General features: G+C 72.4%; 16 protein-coding genes and 1 riboswitch. Of the genes, 13 read left to right on the plus strand and 3 right to left on the minus strand.

What is annotated here, in order from left to right; translation table 11 throughout:
* Window positions 1-123: 123 nt before the first annotated feature.
* A riboswitch (cobalamin riboswitch) is annotated at window positions 124-342 on the plus strand.
* 116 nt (window positions 343-458) lie between these two features.
* The 13 genes from AC1DVI_RS25505 (at window position 459) to AC1DVI_RS25565 (ending at window position 10,873) form a co-directional block, all read left to right on the plus strand.
* The gene (locus tag AC1DVI_RS25505) at window positions 459-2,387 is read left to right on the plus strand and encodes a TonB-dependent receptor plug domain-containing protein (RefSeq protein WP_476960354.1); all 1,929 of its coding nucleotides are present in this window, start codon (window positions 459-461) and stop codon (window positions 2,385-2,387) included.
* Entirely contained in the window at window positions 2,384-3,232 is an 849-nt protein-coding gene (locus AC1DVI_RS25510) for an ABC transporter substrate-binding protein (RefSeq protein ID WP_476960355.1), read from the plus strand. Before AC1DVI_RS25505 ends, AC1DVI_RS25510 begins: the two co-directional genes overlap by 4 nt.
* Window positions 3,229-4,236, plus strand: a complete 1,008-nt coding sequence (locus tag AC1DVI_RS25515) for a FecCD family ABC transporter permease (protein ID WP_476960356.1) — start codon at window positions 3,229-3,231, stop codon at window positions 4,234-4,236. The genes AC1DVI_RS25510 and AC1DVI_RS25515 overlap by 4 nt, the downstream gene beginning before the upstream one ends.
* A complete protein-coding gene (locus AC1DVI_RS25520; protein ID WP_476960357.1) occupies window positions 4,236-5,039 on the plus strand; it encodes an ABC transporter ATP-binding protein in 804 nt (267 codons plus the stop codon). The genes AC1DVI_RS25515 and AC1DVI_RS25520 overlap by 1 nt, the downstream gene beginning before the upstream one ends.
* Window positions 5,036-5,749 (plus strand): DUF6925 family protein, encoded by a 714-nt coding sequence (locus AC1DVI_RS25525; protein WP_476960358.1) that lies wholly within the window; start codon window positions 5,036-5,038, stop codon window positions 5,747-5,749. Before AC1DVI_RS25520 ends, AC1DVI_RS25525 begins: the two co-directional genes overlap by 4 nt.
* Window positions 5,750-5,957: 208 nt before the next feature.
* Entirely contained in the window at window positions 5,958-6,122 is a 165-nt protein-coding gene (locus AC1DVI_RS25530; protein WP_170295932.1) for a hypothetical protein, read from the plus strand.
* Window positions 6,123-6,171: 49 nt separating this feature from the next.
* A complete protein-coding gene (locus tag AC1DVI_RS25535) occupies window positions 6,172-6,651 on the plus strand; it encodes an HMA2 domain-containing protein (protein WP_476960359.1) in 480 nt (159 codons plus the stop codon).
* A gap of 17 nt (window positions 6,652-6,668) precedes the next feature.
* The gene (locus AC1DVI_RS25540; protein ID WP_476960360.1) at window positions 6,669-7,010 is read left to right on the plus strand and encodes a cation transporter; all 342 of its coding nucleotides are present in this window, start codon (window positions 6,669-6,671) and stop codon (window positions 7,008-7,010) included.
* A complete protein-coding gene (locus AC1DVI_RS25545; RefSeq protein ID WP_476960361.1) occupies window positions 7,007-7,378 on the plus strand; it encodes a hypothetical protein in 372 nt (123 codons plus the stop codon). The genes AC1DVI_RS25540 and AC1DVI_RS25545 overlap by 4 nt, the downstream gene beginning before the upstream one ends.
* A complete protein-coding gene (locus AC1DVI_RS25550; RefSeq protein ID WP_476960362.1) occupies window positions 7,375-7,719 on the plus strand; it encodes a hypothetical protein in 345 nt (114 codons plus the stop codon). The genes AC1DVI_RS25545 and AC1DVI_RS25550 overlap by 4 nt, the downstream gene beginning before the upstream one ends.
* Window positions 7,712-8,074, plus strand: a complete 363-nt coding sequence (locus AC1DVI_RS25555; RefSeq protein ID WP_476960363.1) for a YtxH domain-containing protein — start codon at window positions 7,712-7,714, stop codon at window positions 8,072-8,074. The genes AC1DVI_RS25550 and AC1DVI_RS25555 overlap by 8 nt, the downstream gene beginning before the upstream one ends.
* Window positions 8,071-10,176 carry a heavy metal translocating P-type ATPase gene (locus AC1DVI_RS25560; protein ID WP_476960364.1) on the plus strand — a complete coding sequence of 702 codons (2,106 nt, stop codon included), beginning with the start codon at window positions 8,071-8,073 and terminating at the stop codon, window positions 10,174-10,176. Before AC1DVI_RS25555 ends, AC1DVI_RS25560 begins: the two co-directional genes overlap by 4 nt.
* A gap of 145 nt (window positions 10,177-10,321) precedes the next feature.
* Entirely contained in the window at window positions 10,322-10,873 is a 552-nt protein-coding gene (locus tag AC1DVI_RS25565) for a glycine zipper 2TM domain-containing protein (protein ID WP_476960365.1), read from the plus strand.
* Between the two features lie 25 nt (window positions 10,874-10,898).
* Here the strand turns inward: AC1DVI_RS25565 and AC1DVI_RS25570 are convergent, their stop codons facing one another.
* The 3 genes from AC1DVI_RS25570 to AC1DVI_RS25580 all read right to left on the minus strand — a co-directional run.
* The gene (locus AC1DVI_RS25570) at window positions 10,899-11,927 is read right to left on the minus strand and encodes a 4-(cytidine 5'-diphospho)-2-C-methyl-D-erythritol kinase (RefSeq protein WP_476960366.1); all 1,029 of its coding nucleotides are present in this window, start codon (window positions 11,925-11,927) and stop codon (window positions 10,899-10,901) included.
* Window positions 11,928-12,028: 101 nt separating this feature from the next.
* Window positions 12,029-13,723, minus strand: a complete 1,695-nt coding sequence (locus AC1DVI_RS25575; protein WP_476960367.1) for a tetratricopeptide repeat protein — start codon at window positions 13,721-13,723, stop codon at window positions 12,029-12,031.
* A gap of 190 nt (window positions 13,724-13,913) precedes the next feature.
* Window positions 13,914-14,546, minus strand: a 633-nt coding sequence (locus tag AC1DVI_RS25580) for a phosphotransferase family protein (protein ID WP_476960368.1), incomplete at its 5' end; no start/stop codon positions are given.

Raw genomic sequence — 14,546 nt, forward strand, 5'->3', positions numbered from 1 at the left:
GGGGCCCGGACCTCAACCGTCATGTAGTCAGACCCCGGCCCGGCGACAAGAGGGTGGCGCGCCCTTCGCGGACCGTGATCGGCGTATCGGCGGAATGCGGCTTGACCGGAGCCGTTCCGCCCGCGTAGCTTCGCACCCGACGGTTGCCCGAAAGGGCTGAAAATGGGAACACGGTGCGGACCCCGCGGCGATTCGCCGTGCGAGGGTTCTACGCCGGGGCTGCCCCCGCAACTGTAAGCGGCGAGTCGTCCATCGGAATGCCACTGGGATCGCGATCCTGGGAAGGCGATGGGCCGACGATAACCCGCGAGCCAGGAGACCTGCCGTCAGTCGTGGTCACACGCGAACACGTTCGGGCGGGGTGCACCGAAGGTCGTCGAACCGGGAGTCCGTTCGCGGAGCGTCCGGTGGGACTTCGTTCGCGGTGACGTGCCACCGGCGTCCCGCCCGAGGTCTCAATGAGTGTCCGCGTTCCCCGCCTTCACCGGACGGCGTCCTTCGCCGCCCTTCTGGGAAGCCTTGTCCTTCCCGTGTCGGCGTTCCCCGCATCGGCCTTCGCCGATTCCACCGCCATCACGACGCTTCCGCCGGTCTCGGTGACCGCCAACCGCGTCCCCACCGCCGCCGAGGAAACCGGCAGCGCCCTCACCGTCATCACCCGCGAGGAGCTGGAGCAGCGCCAGACCCGCCTGCTGTCCGACGCGCTGCGCGCGGTGCCCGGCGTCGCCGTCAACCGCGGCGGCCCGATGGGCACCCTGACCCAACTGCGCATCCGCGGATCGGAGGGCAACCAGACGCTCGTCCTGATCGACGGGATCGAGGTGAACGATCCCGCCGCCGGTTCCGAATACGATTTCGCCAACCTGCTGGCCGGCGACGTCGAGCGCGTCGAGGTGCTGCGCGGCCCGCAGAGCGCGCTCTACGGCTCCGACGCGGTCGGCGGCGTCGTCAACATCGTGACCCGCCGCGGCGCGGGCGCCCCCAAAATCCGCGCCGCCGTCGAGGGCGGGTCCTTCGGCACCGCCGCCGGGCGGGCCTCCTTCGGCACGGGGACCGACCGTTACGACCTATTTCTCAGTGGCCAGGGCGTCACCAGCGACGGCGTGTCGGTCGCCGACAAGCGGCTCGGCAACCCGGAGAAGGACGGCTACCGCAACGGCACGCTGACCGGAAACGCCGCCGTCCGCCCGACCGAGCGCAGCGAGATCGCCGTGACCGGCCGCTACACCCGCTTCCGCACCGACACCGACGGCTTCGTCGGCGGGCGCGGCGCCGTCGATGACGGGACCAGCACCGCCGGGGAGCAGTATTTCGGGCGCCTCCAGGGCAAGATCGCCCTTTTCGACGGAAAGTGGGAGCACATCGTCGGCCTGACCCATGGCCGCCAGCAGCGCGATTACCGCGACGACGCCAAGACGGTGACCAGCCGCTACGATGGGCGCAAGACCAAGGCCGACTACCAGACCAACCTGACGCTGAACAGCGGCCCCGCCGACCATGTGCTGACCGCCGCCGTGGAGCATGAGGAGGACAAGGCGATCAGCCGCAGCAGCTTCTCCAGCTTCGACCGCTCCATCGGCTCCACCGGGCTGGTGGGCCAGTACAAGCTGGGCCTGTTCGACCGGCTGACCCTGACCGGCAGCGTCCGCCACGACGGGAACGACCTGTTCCGCGACGCCACCACATGGCGCACCACGGCGGCCTATCTGATCGAAGAGAGCGGGACGAAGCTGCGCGCTTCCTACGGCACCGGCGTCAAGAGCCCCACCCTGTTCGAGCTGTACGGCTACACCGCCACCTACGCCGGCAACCCGACCCTGAAGCCGGAACGGGCGCGCGGCTGGGACGCCGGCTTCGATCAGGCGCTGTGGGGCTCGCAGGCCTCCGTGGACGGCACGTGGTTCGACCAGCGCATCCGCGACCTCATCACCGGCACCGGGCGGACCTCCGTCAACATGCCGGGCGAGTCCCGCGTCCGCGGCTTCGAGCTTGGCCTGTCGGTGGAGCCGCTGGACCGGCTGACCGTCCGCGGCTCCTACAGCTGGACCGACGGCGAAGATTCCACGGGTGCGGAGCTGGTGCGACGGCCCAAGCAGCTCGCCAGCCTGACCGTCAACCACCGCTTCCTGGAGGACCGGGCGAACGCCAACCTCGGCGTAGTCTACAACGGGCGATCAAGCGACTGGGCCTACGATCCCTTCTACAACCGGCAGGTCGTGAGCCTCGCGCCCTACACGCTGGTCAATCTGGCCGGCTCCTACGCGCTGTCCCAGGGGGTCGAACTCTTCGGGCGGGTGGAGAACCTGTTCGACCGCCAGTATCAGGAGGTCTGGACCTACGGCGCGCCGGGCCGGGCCGGGTATCTCGGGCTGCGGCTGTCGCTGTGAGGCGGACCCTTCTCTGGCTGGCCGCCGCCCTCCTGCTGTGTGCGGGAGGGCCGGCGGCGGCGTGGGAGGCGCCGCCCGACAAGCCGCAGCGCATCGTCTCCCTGAATCTCTGCGCCGACGAGCTGCTGTTGCGGCTCGTCGGGCCGGAGCGCCTCGCCGCGGTGACGTGGCTGGCGCGCGATCCCCGCGCCTCCACGGTGGCGGATCTGGCGGCGCGGGTGCCGGTCAACCATGGGATGGCGGAGGAGATCCTGCCCCTGCGCCCCGACCTGATCGTCGCTGGGCGCTACACCACGCGGGTCGCGGTCGGGCTGCTGAGCCGTCTGGGCGCGCCGCTGCTGGAGCTGGACGTCCCGCAGAGCGTGGACGGGGTGGCGGAGCAGATCCGCGGCCTCGCCCGCGCCGTCGGCGAGCCGGACCGGGGGGAGGCGCTGGTCGCCGACCTGTTCGCCCGCCTCGACGCCCTGCCCCCCGCGCCGCTGGGACCACGCCCGACGGCGGTGGTGCTCCGGCCCAACGGCTTCGTCGCCGGGTCCGGGTCGCTGGTCGACGAACTCCTGGCCCGCGCCGGGCTGGAGAACATGGCCGACCGCCTGCCGCTGGGCAGCCAGGGCGCCCTGCCGCTGGAGGCCATCATTCTGGGCGGCGCGGACGTGCTGATCGTCGACGCCGCGCCCGACGCCCCGCCGTCGCTGGCCGGCGCCCTGCTGCACCACCCGGCCCTGAAGGCCTTGAAACGTCAGGTCCGCACCCTGTCGCTGCCAACCCGCCTGTGGACCTGCCCCGGCCCGCAGATCGCCGAGGCCGCGGAGCGGCTGGCCGCCGCGCGGGAGGCCGTGCCATGAGCCGGGAGTCCCGCATCCCCTACCCCGCCCTGGTCGGCGGGCTGATGGGTCTGGCACTGGCGCTCTGCGCGGTGTCGGCGGCGGTCGGCTATGTGCCGTTCGACCTGGGCGCCGCTTTGTCCGACTGGCTCGCCGGGCGCCCCACCCTGGGCGCGCTGGTGCTGGCCGAGCTGCGCCTGCCGCGCGCCCTGCTCGGCCTGCTGGTCGGCTTCAGCCTGGGGCTGACCGGCGCGGCGATGCAGGGTTGGCTGCGCAACCCGCTGGCCGAGCCGGGGCTGCTCGGCGTGTCGAGCGCCGCGGCGCTGGGCGCGGTGATCGTCTTCTACAGCGGCCTGTCCGCCGCGCTGTCGCTCGCCCTGCCGCTGGGCGGCATGGCGGGAGCCGCCTCCACTGCAATTTTGCTGAACCTGATGGCGGCGCGGGGGGCCGGAACGGCCACGCTGGTCATCAGCGGCATCGCCATCAACAGCCTTGCCGGGTCGCTGACCGCGCTGGCCCTCAACCTCGCCCCCAACCCCTACGCGGCGCTGGAGATCGTGTTCTGGCTGATGGGGTCGCTGGCCGACCGCGGCACCGACCAGCTCTGGCTCGTCCTGCCGCCGATGCTGGCGGGCTGGGTGCTCTGCCTGTCCGGCGCCCGCGCGCTCGACGCGCTGACCCTGGGGGAGGACGCGGCGCGCAGCCTGGGCTTCGACCTCACCGGTCTGCGCGTCCGGCTGATCGCCGGGGCGGCGCTGGCGGTGGGCAGCGCGGTGTCGGTCACCGGCGCCGTGGGCTTCGTCGGGCTGGTGGCGCCGCACCTGATGCGCCCGCTGGCCGGGGCGCGGCCCGGACGGCTGCTGCTGCTGGCCGGTCTGGCCGGGGCGTGCCTGACTCTGGCCGCGGACATCGCGGTCCGGCTGCTGCCGACGCGGCCCGAACTGAAGCTGGGCGTGGTCACCGCCCTGATCGGCGCGCCCTTCCTGATCGCCCTGATCGCCCGGCTGCGGCGGGAGGAGGCGTGATGCGCATCGAAACCCACGGCCTGTCCGCCAAAGCCGGCGGGCGGACGATCCTGACGGACGTCCATCTCGCCATCGAGCCCGGCGCCTTCACCGGGCTGATCGGCCCGAACGGCGCCGGCAAGACGACCCTGCTGCGCCTCCTCGCCGGTCTCGCCGAGCCGGCGGCGGGCCGCGTCACCTTCGACGGGAGGTCCGCCGCGCAGGTCGGACGCCGGACGCTCGCCCGCGCCATCGCCTATCTGCCGCAGAGCGGCCCGGTGCACTGGCCGCTGCGCGCCGAGGCGCTGGTCCTGCTGGGCCGCCTGCCCCACCGTGGCCCGCTGGGCGGGGTCACCGCGGCGGACCGCGCGGCGGTGGAGCGGGCGCTGTCCACCGCCGACGCCGCGCACCTGCGCGGGCGGATCGTCGGCACCCTGTCGGGGGGCGAGCGGATGCGCGTCCTGCTGGCCCGCGCCCTGGCGACCGAGGCGCCCGTGCTGCTGGCCGACGAGCCGGTCGCCGCGCTCGACCCCGGTCATCAGCTCGCCTGCATGGCACTGCTGCGCGACGCCGCCCGCCAGTGGAGCGGCGTGGTGGCGGTGCTGCACGACCTGACCCTGGCCGCCCGCTTCTGCGACCGGCTGATCCTTCTGTCGGACGGCGGCGTGCTGGCCGACGGGCCGCCCGACAAAGTGCTGACCGACGACACCCTGCGCGCCGCCTACGGCATCGCCGCCCACCGTGGCGAGACCGGCGGCGAGCCCTTCCTGCTTCCTTGGCACACCCTGCCATCCTCGACGCCAAATCCGGAGACGACCCGATGAGCGACCTGTCTTCCCTGCTGCGCGACGCGCTGAACGATCCGGCCACCGGCTGGAGCCTCGGCGCGTTCGGCGCCATCGCGGAGTTCATCCGCGACCCGGACGAACCCGTCGTCCTGCGCGGCGACGGCCCGGAGCTGGAGGCGCGGACCGCCCGCGGCGGGCTGCGCCTCCGCCCCGTCCCGGCCATCCGCCCGGTACCCTACCGGACGCGCAACGGCGGCCTCGCCGTGGCCCTCTGCCTGCCCCGTCACGTCGGCGCCATGAACCGGCGCGGCGTGGTGACCGAGCTGGGTCCCGACCGCGAGGCCATCGCCGAAGCGGACCGCGGCGCCCTGCTGTTCGACCTCGGGCTGGAGGTCTTCCAGACCGACGTCTGCGTGCGCAGCGCCGATCCCGCCACCATCGCCCGCCTCCGCGCGGTGGTCGGGACGGAGCTGCTGGCGCCGGGCAACCCTTTGCCGCCCGACCTGCCGGCGCTCAGCCCCGACCGTGTCTTCATCGGCCCCTTCGGGCGGATCGAGGTCAGCCAGCCGATTCCGCCGCCCGACGGCCGCAGCCCGGAGGGTCCGCACACCCACGTCCTGCCGAAGCTGTTAGCCCACAACCGGACCCACGCGGCGACCGTCCCGATTCCGGACGGCTGGGTGCCCAGCCTGTACCTGTCCCCACCCGCCGAATCCCACGCCGCGTGGGAGGGGCTGGGGCGCTGAGTCCTTGCCCCCTTCCCAACCTTCTCCCCGCGAAGCTTCGCGCAATCCATGAACTTGCGCTGGGGATCTGCGCCGACAGCGGAGAACGGTTGGGGTGGGGCTTGCGGGAAGCTGAGAGGAGGCAACGTCGAAATGACTTGACGATCAGAAGCGGCGGAAGGGCGCGCGCTCGACGGCGTTCGCCTCCCAAACCCGTGTTCCCGTGATCATGGCCACCGAGCATGGCGCAGGGCTCGACCCGGATGGCCCACCCCTGCACTTCCTGGGTGAGGGCGCGGTTTTTCTGCAACGCGGCCTTGCGTCCGGCGCCGGTGCGGGAGCGCGGGAAATGTTTCACCATTATGAATTTATGGATATTCTGCGCAACCATTGAACGTCCCCGGCCGCGCCGGCGGATCGCGGCTGACGCAGGAGAACGGGCAATGACCGGACGGACCTCTCCCATCGCATCGGCGGTGCCGGGACGCATCCGCGTGCGCCACCCGTTGCTGCGCGGCAACGACCGCTTCCAGGAGGCGCTGGGCCGCCTGGAGGCTCTGGACACCGTTCGGGTGACCGAGAGCAACCCGGCGGTGGGCAGCTTTCTGCTGAGCTACGACCCCGCCGTGATGACGCCGGATGACGCCCGGTCCCGGGTGGAGGCTCTGCTGTCGGCGGTTCTGCACCCCGCGGAGGCCCCGCCGCCGTCGGATGCTCCGGCTCCCGCCGCGGAGGGCAAGCCCGCCGCTCCGGAGCTGAAATGGCGGCTCAACCGCGCGGCCAAGATCGGGATGATGGGCAGCATGGCGGCGACCCTGGCGGCGTTGGGGGTGGGCAAACGCGTTCACGCCGGCTTCGGCACGCTGTTCGTCGCCTTCATGGTCGTGCACATGACCGTGCAGCGCAAACGCCTCTTCCAATGACGGACCGAAAACCGAGCATGCCCGACGATTTCCTGAGCCGGCTGGCCGCCGCCCTGACCATCGCGCACCACATTCCGGGCCGGGTGCGGCTGAAGCTCGACGGCGCCGCGGAGCGCGGTCTGGCGGCGCTCGCGGACGACGCCAGGGTGCTGCACCGGGCGCTTGCCGGGGCGGAGGGCATCCGCTCCGTCGCGCTGAACCCGCTCGCCCGCTCCTGCACCATCGAATACGACCCCACGGTGATCCCGCCCTCGGCGTGGCCGGATCTGCTGCGTGGGGAAGCCAGCGCGGCGGCCGGGACGCTGCTGCGCATCGCCACCGCCGGGTTTGCGGGCGGTGCGCCCGAAAGGAGACCATGATGCTGCCGCTTCTGACCTTCGCGTCCGGCGTGATCGCCGGGGCCATCGGCGTCCGGATGATGAAGAATGCCAAGGCCAAGGCCGATCCCACGATCGCCGACCTTAGGGCCGCCGACCTCAAGACCGTCGATGTGAAGGCCGCCGCGCGCGAGGGCGCCGGCAAGGCCCAGACCGCGGTGCGCGAGGCCGCGGTCACCGGCCTGCTGGCCATCGAGCGGACCTCCGCCGGTCTGCGCTCCCGCCTCGCCACGCCGGTGGAGGAAGCCTCCGCGGATGCGGCGCCCGCCGAGGCGGAGCCGGTGAAGGACGATGTGGCGGAGCCGGTGAAGACCGAGCCGACGCCGTCCGCCGCACCGGGGGCCGCGTGAAACGCGCGAAGCGGCGCGGCAAGGCGCGGGGCTCCGGCACGCTCGCCGCCGACTTCACGCGCGGCATGGTGGCGACCGGCCTGCTGACCGCCGTCCAGGACCGCTGGGTGACGGGCGCCGAGCCTCCCGCGCCACGCACCATCCTGCGCCATGGTCTGCAGGGCGGTGCCGCTCTGGCCGCTGCCAGCGTCGCCGCCGACGCCCTGCGCAACCGCGATTACGCGCGCCTCGCGCTGGCGGTCGCCGCCGGGGCGGCGGGCGTGGTCATGATCGAGCATCTGCTGAATCCGGCGGAAGAGCCGCCGCAGGAACTGCCGAAGAACGAGGACCTCCATGGCTAAGAAGACCAAGAAGGCGTTGAAGAAGCTGAAGAAGCAGCAGCGCCAGTACGAAGCCGCCATGGCCGCCGGCGGCGCCTCCATTGGAGGTGGCATGGGCGCCGGCATGGGTCGGGGGCAAGGGCTTCTCGGCGGGCTGAGCGGCCTTCTCCCGTCGCGCCGGTCCGAGCAGTTCCTGGTCGGGCTTCTGGTCGGGGCGGCGGCGGCTTATGTGCTGTCCGACGAGGAGCTGCGCGGCAAGATCGTGAAGTCCGGCCTGAAGCTGTACGGCAACCTGGCCGGCGGCCTCGCCGAGATGAAGGAGCAGATGGCCGACCTCCAGGCCGAGCTGGAGGCGGAACAGGCCGGAGCCTCATGAGCGGCCTGCCCTGGTTCCTGCGGCTGGAGCCGGTCCACCAGGTTCCGGGGCGCATCCGGCTGCGCTACGCCTGCCGCCCCGGCACCCCCGCCGACGCCGCGACCCTGCACCGGGTGGTTGAGGCGGTCGCCGGCGTGACGTCGGTTCGGGCCAGCCGCGCCGCGCGGTCGCTGGCCGTCCGCTACGATCCCGCGGTGACCGACGCCACGGCGCTGTGCCTCGCGTTGGCCGCCCTGCCGATCCCCGAAACGGCTCCGTCAGCCCCTGCGGCGGAGGGCGGGGAGAATCATGGCGTGACGCTGGTCCGCAGCCTCGCCACGCTGGCCGCCGGCTTCCTGCTGCCCATGCCGCTGCGCCTGCCGCTGTCGCTGGCCGTCGCGATGCCGATGCTGCGTGAGGGCATGGCCATCTACGGGCGGGAGGGTATCAACTCCCACGTGCTGGAAGCCGCGGCGGTGTCGATCTCCCTGGCGCGGCGGGATTTCACCGCGGCCAACACCACCGTCTTCATGCTGGCGCTCGGCGAATACATGGAGGAGTCCATCGCCCGCCGGTCAGACGCGCTGCTGAAGCGGCTGCTGCGCCCGTCGAGCGATCAGGTGTGGCTGCTGCGCGACGGCGTGGAGATCCAGGTGCCCGCCGACACCGTCATGGTCGGCGACAGCGTGGTCATCGGCGCCGGAACGGTGATTCCGGTGGACGGCACGGTGCTGAGCGGGGAGGCGACCGTCAACGAGGCCGCCATGACCGGCGAGAGCGCACCGGTGGTCAAGCAGCGCGGCTCCACCGTCCTGTCCGGCACGCTGATGGAGGAGGGCCGGCTGGTCGTCTACGCCGAGCATGTCGGCAGCCACACCGCCGCCGCCCGCATCGCCGATTACGTCGAGCAGTCGCTGACCGCCAAGAGCGAGGCGCAGCTCGACGCGGCGCGTTTGGCCGACCGGCTGGTGCCCACGGTGCTGAAGCTGGCCGGCGGCTCCTTCCTGATGACCGGCGACTGGCGCAGCGCCGCGTCGGTGCTCCAGGCCGACTATTCCTGCGCGCTGAAGCTGGCGACCCCGGTGGCCTTCAAGTCGGCCATGTACGGGGCGGGGCAGGCGGGCATCCTGATCAAGGGCGCCAACGCGCTGGAACGGCTGGCCCAGGCCGACACGGTCATCTTCGACAAGACCGGCACGCTGACCACCGGCGATCTGCAGGTGACTGATTCCATCGCCTTCGACCCGACCTTCAGCCCCGACGACCTGATCTGCCTCGCCGCCTCGGTGGAGGAGCATTACTTCCACCCGCTGGCGATGGCCGTGGTCAACGCCGCCAAGGAGACGCACAACCGCCACTTCGACCATCAGGAGGTGAAGTTCATCGTCGCCCACGGGGTGGCCAGCGTCATCGACGGCAAGCGCATCGTCGTCGGCTCCCGCCACTTCATCGAGGACGACGAGGGCATCGACACCACCGCCCACCGCGCGGCCATCGACGCGCTGCACCGCGACGGCAAGACGCTGCTGTTCATCGGCTTCGGCGGGGTGCTGGCCGGCGTGCTGGCGCTGAAGGACAGCGTGCGCGCGGCCAGTGCCGCGACCATCGCGCGGCTGCGGCGGGCCGGGGTGACGCGGGTGCTGATGCTGACCGGCGACCACCGCGACCGCGCCGCCGAATTGGCCGACGCGCTGCATCTCGACGGCTTCCACGCCGACCTGCTGCCCACCGACAAGGCCCGCATCATCGAGGATCTGAGCCGCGACGGCGCGCGCATCGCCTTCGTCGGCGACGGCATCAACGACGCGCCGGCGCTGGCCGGCGCCCATGTCGGCATCGCCATGCAGAAGGGGGCGGACATCGCCCGCCTGACCGCCGACGTGGCGCTTCTGGAGGACCGGATCGAGCGGGTGGCCGACGCCAAGGAGACGGCGAACGCCGCCATGGCGCTGATCGCCCGCAACTACCGCCTGACGGTCGGGCTGAACAGCGCGATCCTCGGCGCCGCCGCGCTGGGCCTGCTGTCCCCGGTGGGCACCGCCGTCCTGCACAACGGGACCACGATCGGGATTTTGTTGAACGCGTTGCGCCGCGCGCCGGCCGCGGGCCTGCCCCCGCCTTGACCCTGGGCCGAAGGCCGGATGCCAGGGCCGGGATGGGGCACCCCGTTCGCGCGCACCCAAAATTGTCACGGACTTCCCGGTTGTCGGGTGGATGAAGACTCCAGCCCCGGATGTTCATTCGGGTGAGACGTATCCTGGAGCCATCATGACGCACATCCGCTTCGCCCCCAAATCCCTCGCCATCGCGCTGCTGGCCGGTGTGGCGGCCTTGGGCGCGGGGGTGTCCCCGGTCCTCGCCGACCCCCCGGACTGGGCGCCGGCCCATGGCTGGCGCGCCAAGCAGGAGCGCCATCATGACCGTCATGACCGCGAACGCCATGAGCGCGGCCGCCACCACGACCATGGCTACATCGACGGCGGCTACGGCGACGGGCGGGTGGTGATCGTCCGCCGGCCCCCGCCGGTGGTGGTCTACGAGGAGCCGCCGGTCGTGCATTACGCCCCGGCCCCCGTCTACATCGAAGAACCGCCCCCGGTGATCGTCCAGCAGCGGCCGCGCGTGGTGCGCGCCCTGCCGCAAGTGGTGGAATGCGGGCCGCTCGACGGCGACTTGGTCGGCGTGTTGGGCGGGGCCGCGGTCGGCGGGCTGGTCGGCTCGCAGTTCGGGCGCGGCGACGGCAAGCTGGCGGCGACCGCCGCCGGCACGCTGGGCGGCGCCATGCTGGGCGGCGCGATGACCCGCGGCGGCGGATGCTAAGCCCGCATAAAGGTCAGCTCAAGAGTCAGCCCACGCCCCAGCCGCCGGTGTCCGGGAAGGGGACCGGCGGGGTCGGGGCCGTGGTGACCGCTGACGGTGCCACCAGCCCCTCGGGCAGCGGCGGCGCGTCCGCCGGGGTCGGCAGCAGACGGGCGGCCTTCGCCCACCAGCGCGGCTGCGCCGTTTGGATCGACCGGGCGGCAGCCGCCGCCGCCGCCGCATCCGCATAGAGGCCGAAGCAAGTCGCCCCGCTGCCCGACAGGCGGGCCAGCAGGCAACCGTCCGTGCCCTCCAGCGCCGCCAGCACCCCGGCGATCACCGGGGCGACGGTCAGGGCCGGTTCGGTCAGGTCGTTGCGCCGCTCCTTCAGCAGCGCGGCCAGCGCCACGGCGTCGACCGGCGCCTCGGTGAAGCGGGCCGGGGCCGAGAAGACGCTTTTGAAAGCTCCGTTGCGCGCCTTGAACACAGCGGGGGTCGGCACCGGCACACCGGGGTTGACCAGCACCGCGAAGGTTTCCGGCAGGACGGGCGCCTCCTCCAGCACTTCCCCCACACCGCCGAAATAGCAGCTCCGCCCGGCAACGCAGACCGGCACGTCGGCGCCCAGCGATGCCGCGATCTCATAGAGGCGCGGGTCGGTCACCGGCACGTCCCACAGCCGGGCCAGGGCGCGCAGCGTCGCCGCCGCGTCCGCCGAGCCGCCGCCGATCCCGGAGGCGATGGGCAGAACCTTCTCCAGCACGATCATCGCATCGGCCTCGCGGCCCAGCCGGGCGGCCAGCGCGTGGGCGGCCCGGATGACGAGGTTGTTCGCCGGATTCTCCCCCATCAAGGCCGGGCCGAAGGGGCCGGAGATGGCCAGCCGCGGCCCGACCGGCGGCAGGTCCACCCCGCGCAGCGCGATCCGCGCCACGCCCGGCTGCACCGTCACCCGGTCCGCCACGTCGGCGAAGGCGACGAGGCTGTCCAACTCGTGATAGCCGTCGTCCCGGCGGCCCACCACATGCAGATAGAGGTTCAGCTTGGCCGGCGCGGCCTCGGCGATGGCGCTCATGGTCGGGTCCCCCGAAACGAAAAGCCCTTCTTCCCGGCAGGGGGAAGAAGGGCTTTATGCGGCATGGGTGCGGCGAGCGCCAGAGCCTATGCAGGCGCGGCTTACTGAAGCTTCGGTGCCGCGGCCTCGGCGGCCTTGGGGTCCACCAGACCCTTGTCCAGCTTGGCCCGGATGTCCTCTTTCTGCGGCTCCTCCTCCGCGGTGCGGAGCGCGCGGGTCCATTGGAAGCGGGCCTCGTTGCGGCGCCCGACGCGCCAATAGGCGTCGCCCAGATGGTCGTTGATGGTGGCGTCGGTCGGCTTCAACTCCACCGCGCGCTCCAGCTTCTCCACCGCCCCTTCGAAATCGCCGGTGCGGTAGAGCGCCCAGCCCAGGCTGTCGACGATGTAGCCGTCCTTGGGGCGCAGGGCGACGGCCTTCTCGATCATTTTCTTGGCCTCCTCCAGGTTCAGCCCGCGGTCGACGTAGCTGTAGCCCAGATAATTCAGCAGGAAGGCCTCGTCCGGCTTCAGCGCCAGCGCCGCCCGCAGGTCGCGCTCGGCGTCCGGCCAGCGGTCCACCTTGTCGTAGGACATGGCGCGGGCGTAGAGCACCGCCCAATGCCGCTCCTCCGGCGTGCCGATGCGCTCCAGCGCCTTGCTGTAGCTGTCGGCGGCCTCGCCGTAACGCTTGGCGACGCGGTACAGGTCGCCCAGCCGGATCAGCGCGTCGGTGCGCTCCGGACGCTCGGCGGACAGGGCGGAGAAGGCGGCGATGGCGTCGTCGGTGCGCTCCAGCCGGGCGAGGCTCTCGGCGGCGCGCAGCCGGGCGGTCCAGCCCAGCACCGGGTCCTTCTCCAGCGCCTGGAACTCGACCAGCGCGTCGGCGTGGTGGTCGCGGTTCTCCATGATATCGCCGATCATCAGCCGCGCCAGGGACAGGTCGGGGCGCAGGTGAAGGGCGATCCGCCCGAACAGCAGGGCGGTCTCCTCCGCCCCCTCGTGATGGATGGCGCTGCCCAGGTCGAACAAGGCCTCCGCCAGCCCCTGCTTGGCGTCGGACACCACCGGGGGGGCGGCCTTGCCCTCGTCCAGCGCCTTCAGCGCCGGTTCGACCATCAGGCTGTCGGGATTGCCGGCGCGGAAGGACTCGTACAGCTTGCGGGCCTCGTCCTTGCGGCCGGTGCGCTCATAGAAGCTGCCGACGATCTGGATGACGCGCAGCGGCGCCTCCTTGTCGATCACACGGGCGAAACGCTCCCCGGCGGCGTCCTTGCGCCCGCCCAACTCCAGCACCAGACCGGCGTGCAGGTCGTGCAGGGCGGCGAAGCCGCTGGCGGTGGAAAGCGGCTCCAGCGCCTTCAGCGCCGCGTCGGTCTTGCCCTCCGCGGCGGCCAGCCAGGCGTCGATCAGCGGGCCGATGTACTTCGCCATGCCTTCCTTGGGCATGCGCGCGGCCATGGCCTTGGCTTCCTTCAGCTTGCCGCGGGCCAGATTGTCGGAGGCCAGCAGGGCGATGGCCATCTGCGGGTCGTTGTCCTGCTCCAGCAGCCGCTTGGCGAGGTCGATGGCGGCGTCGAACTGCCCTTCGCCCAGCTTCAGCAGATAGGTGCGGCGCAGCAGGGTCAGGTCGCCCGGGTCGGCGGACAGGGCGTGCGCCATGAACAGGGCGGCGGCGGCCCAATCGTCCTGGCGCTGGGCGAAGCGCCCGGCCAGATAGCTGCCGGTCGCCGAGGTCAGCGACGGACGCTCCGTCGTTGCCGGGGCCGCGGCGGCGGCGTGGCCGGCCGGCAGGAGGCCCGCCGTGGAAAGGAGCAAGGCACCGAGCGCCGTCCGGCCAAACCGGGTCCGCCCAAATCGGAATGTCATCATGCCGCGTCCACCTGCACGCCTACGGAGTCCGGATCAGGAAAGCCTGAAACTCGATTCCTCAATGTAACACCAACCGCGGGCAAGGGTTAACCGCGCTGCGGGCCAAGCCATCGCATGTCTCGGCCGCCCGTCGCCGTCAACACCACTCGGCGGCGACCCGTCCGATGATCTCCGGGCGGAGGACGTCGACCGCGTGGGCGTCCATATGGGCCGCCAGCGACTCCGGCATGTCCGGCGACAGGGCCGCCCCCTCCACCCGCCAGCGGGCCATCCAGGACAAGGTGCGCAGCCAGGTCAGCCGGCGCAAGGGCCGGCACCACGGGCGCACCGCCTCGGCCAGCGCGGGCGGCACCGCCGCCTCCCAGGCCGCGTGGAACGCCGCGACCTCGTCCGGCGCCAGCACCGTCGCGACCTCCCGCTCCCACATGGTGGAGGTGTAGAGGCTGGCGTGGGCGAGGTCGATGGCCGGGTGGCCGTACTGGGCCTTCTCCAGATCGGTGAACCACGCCTTGCCGGTGGCGTCGATCAGGAAGTTGCCGGGGTGGACGTCGCTGCCGACCAGCGTGATGGGGATCGGCGCCGCGCAGCGGAAGGCGCGGGCGTCGTCGAGTTCCCGCTCCAGCAGGGCGAGGACGTCCGGCGCCAGCCCGGCGCGCTCGAACCACACCGCCTGCCGCTCCACCTGGGCCAGGGTCGCCGCCACCGGGTCGGCGGGGGCGGGCAGGGGGGCACGCTCGCTTTCCGGCGGCAGGGGCAGGGCGTGCAGGGC

This window comes from Azospirillum sp. P4_B5, from assembly GCF_056402275.1.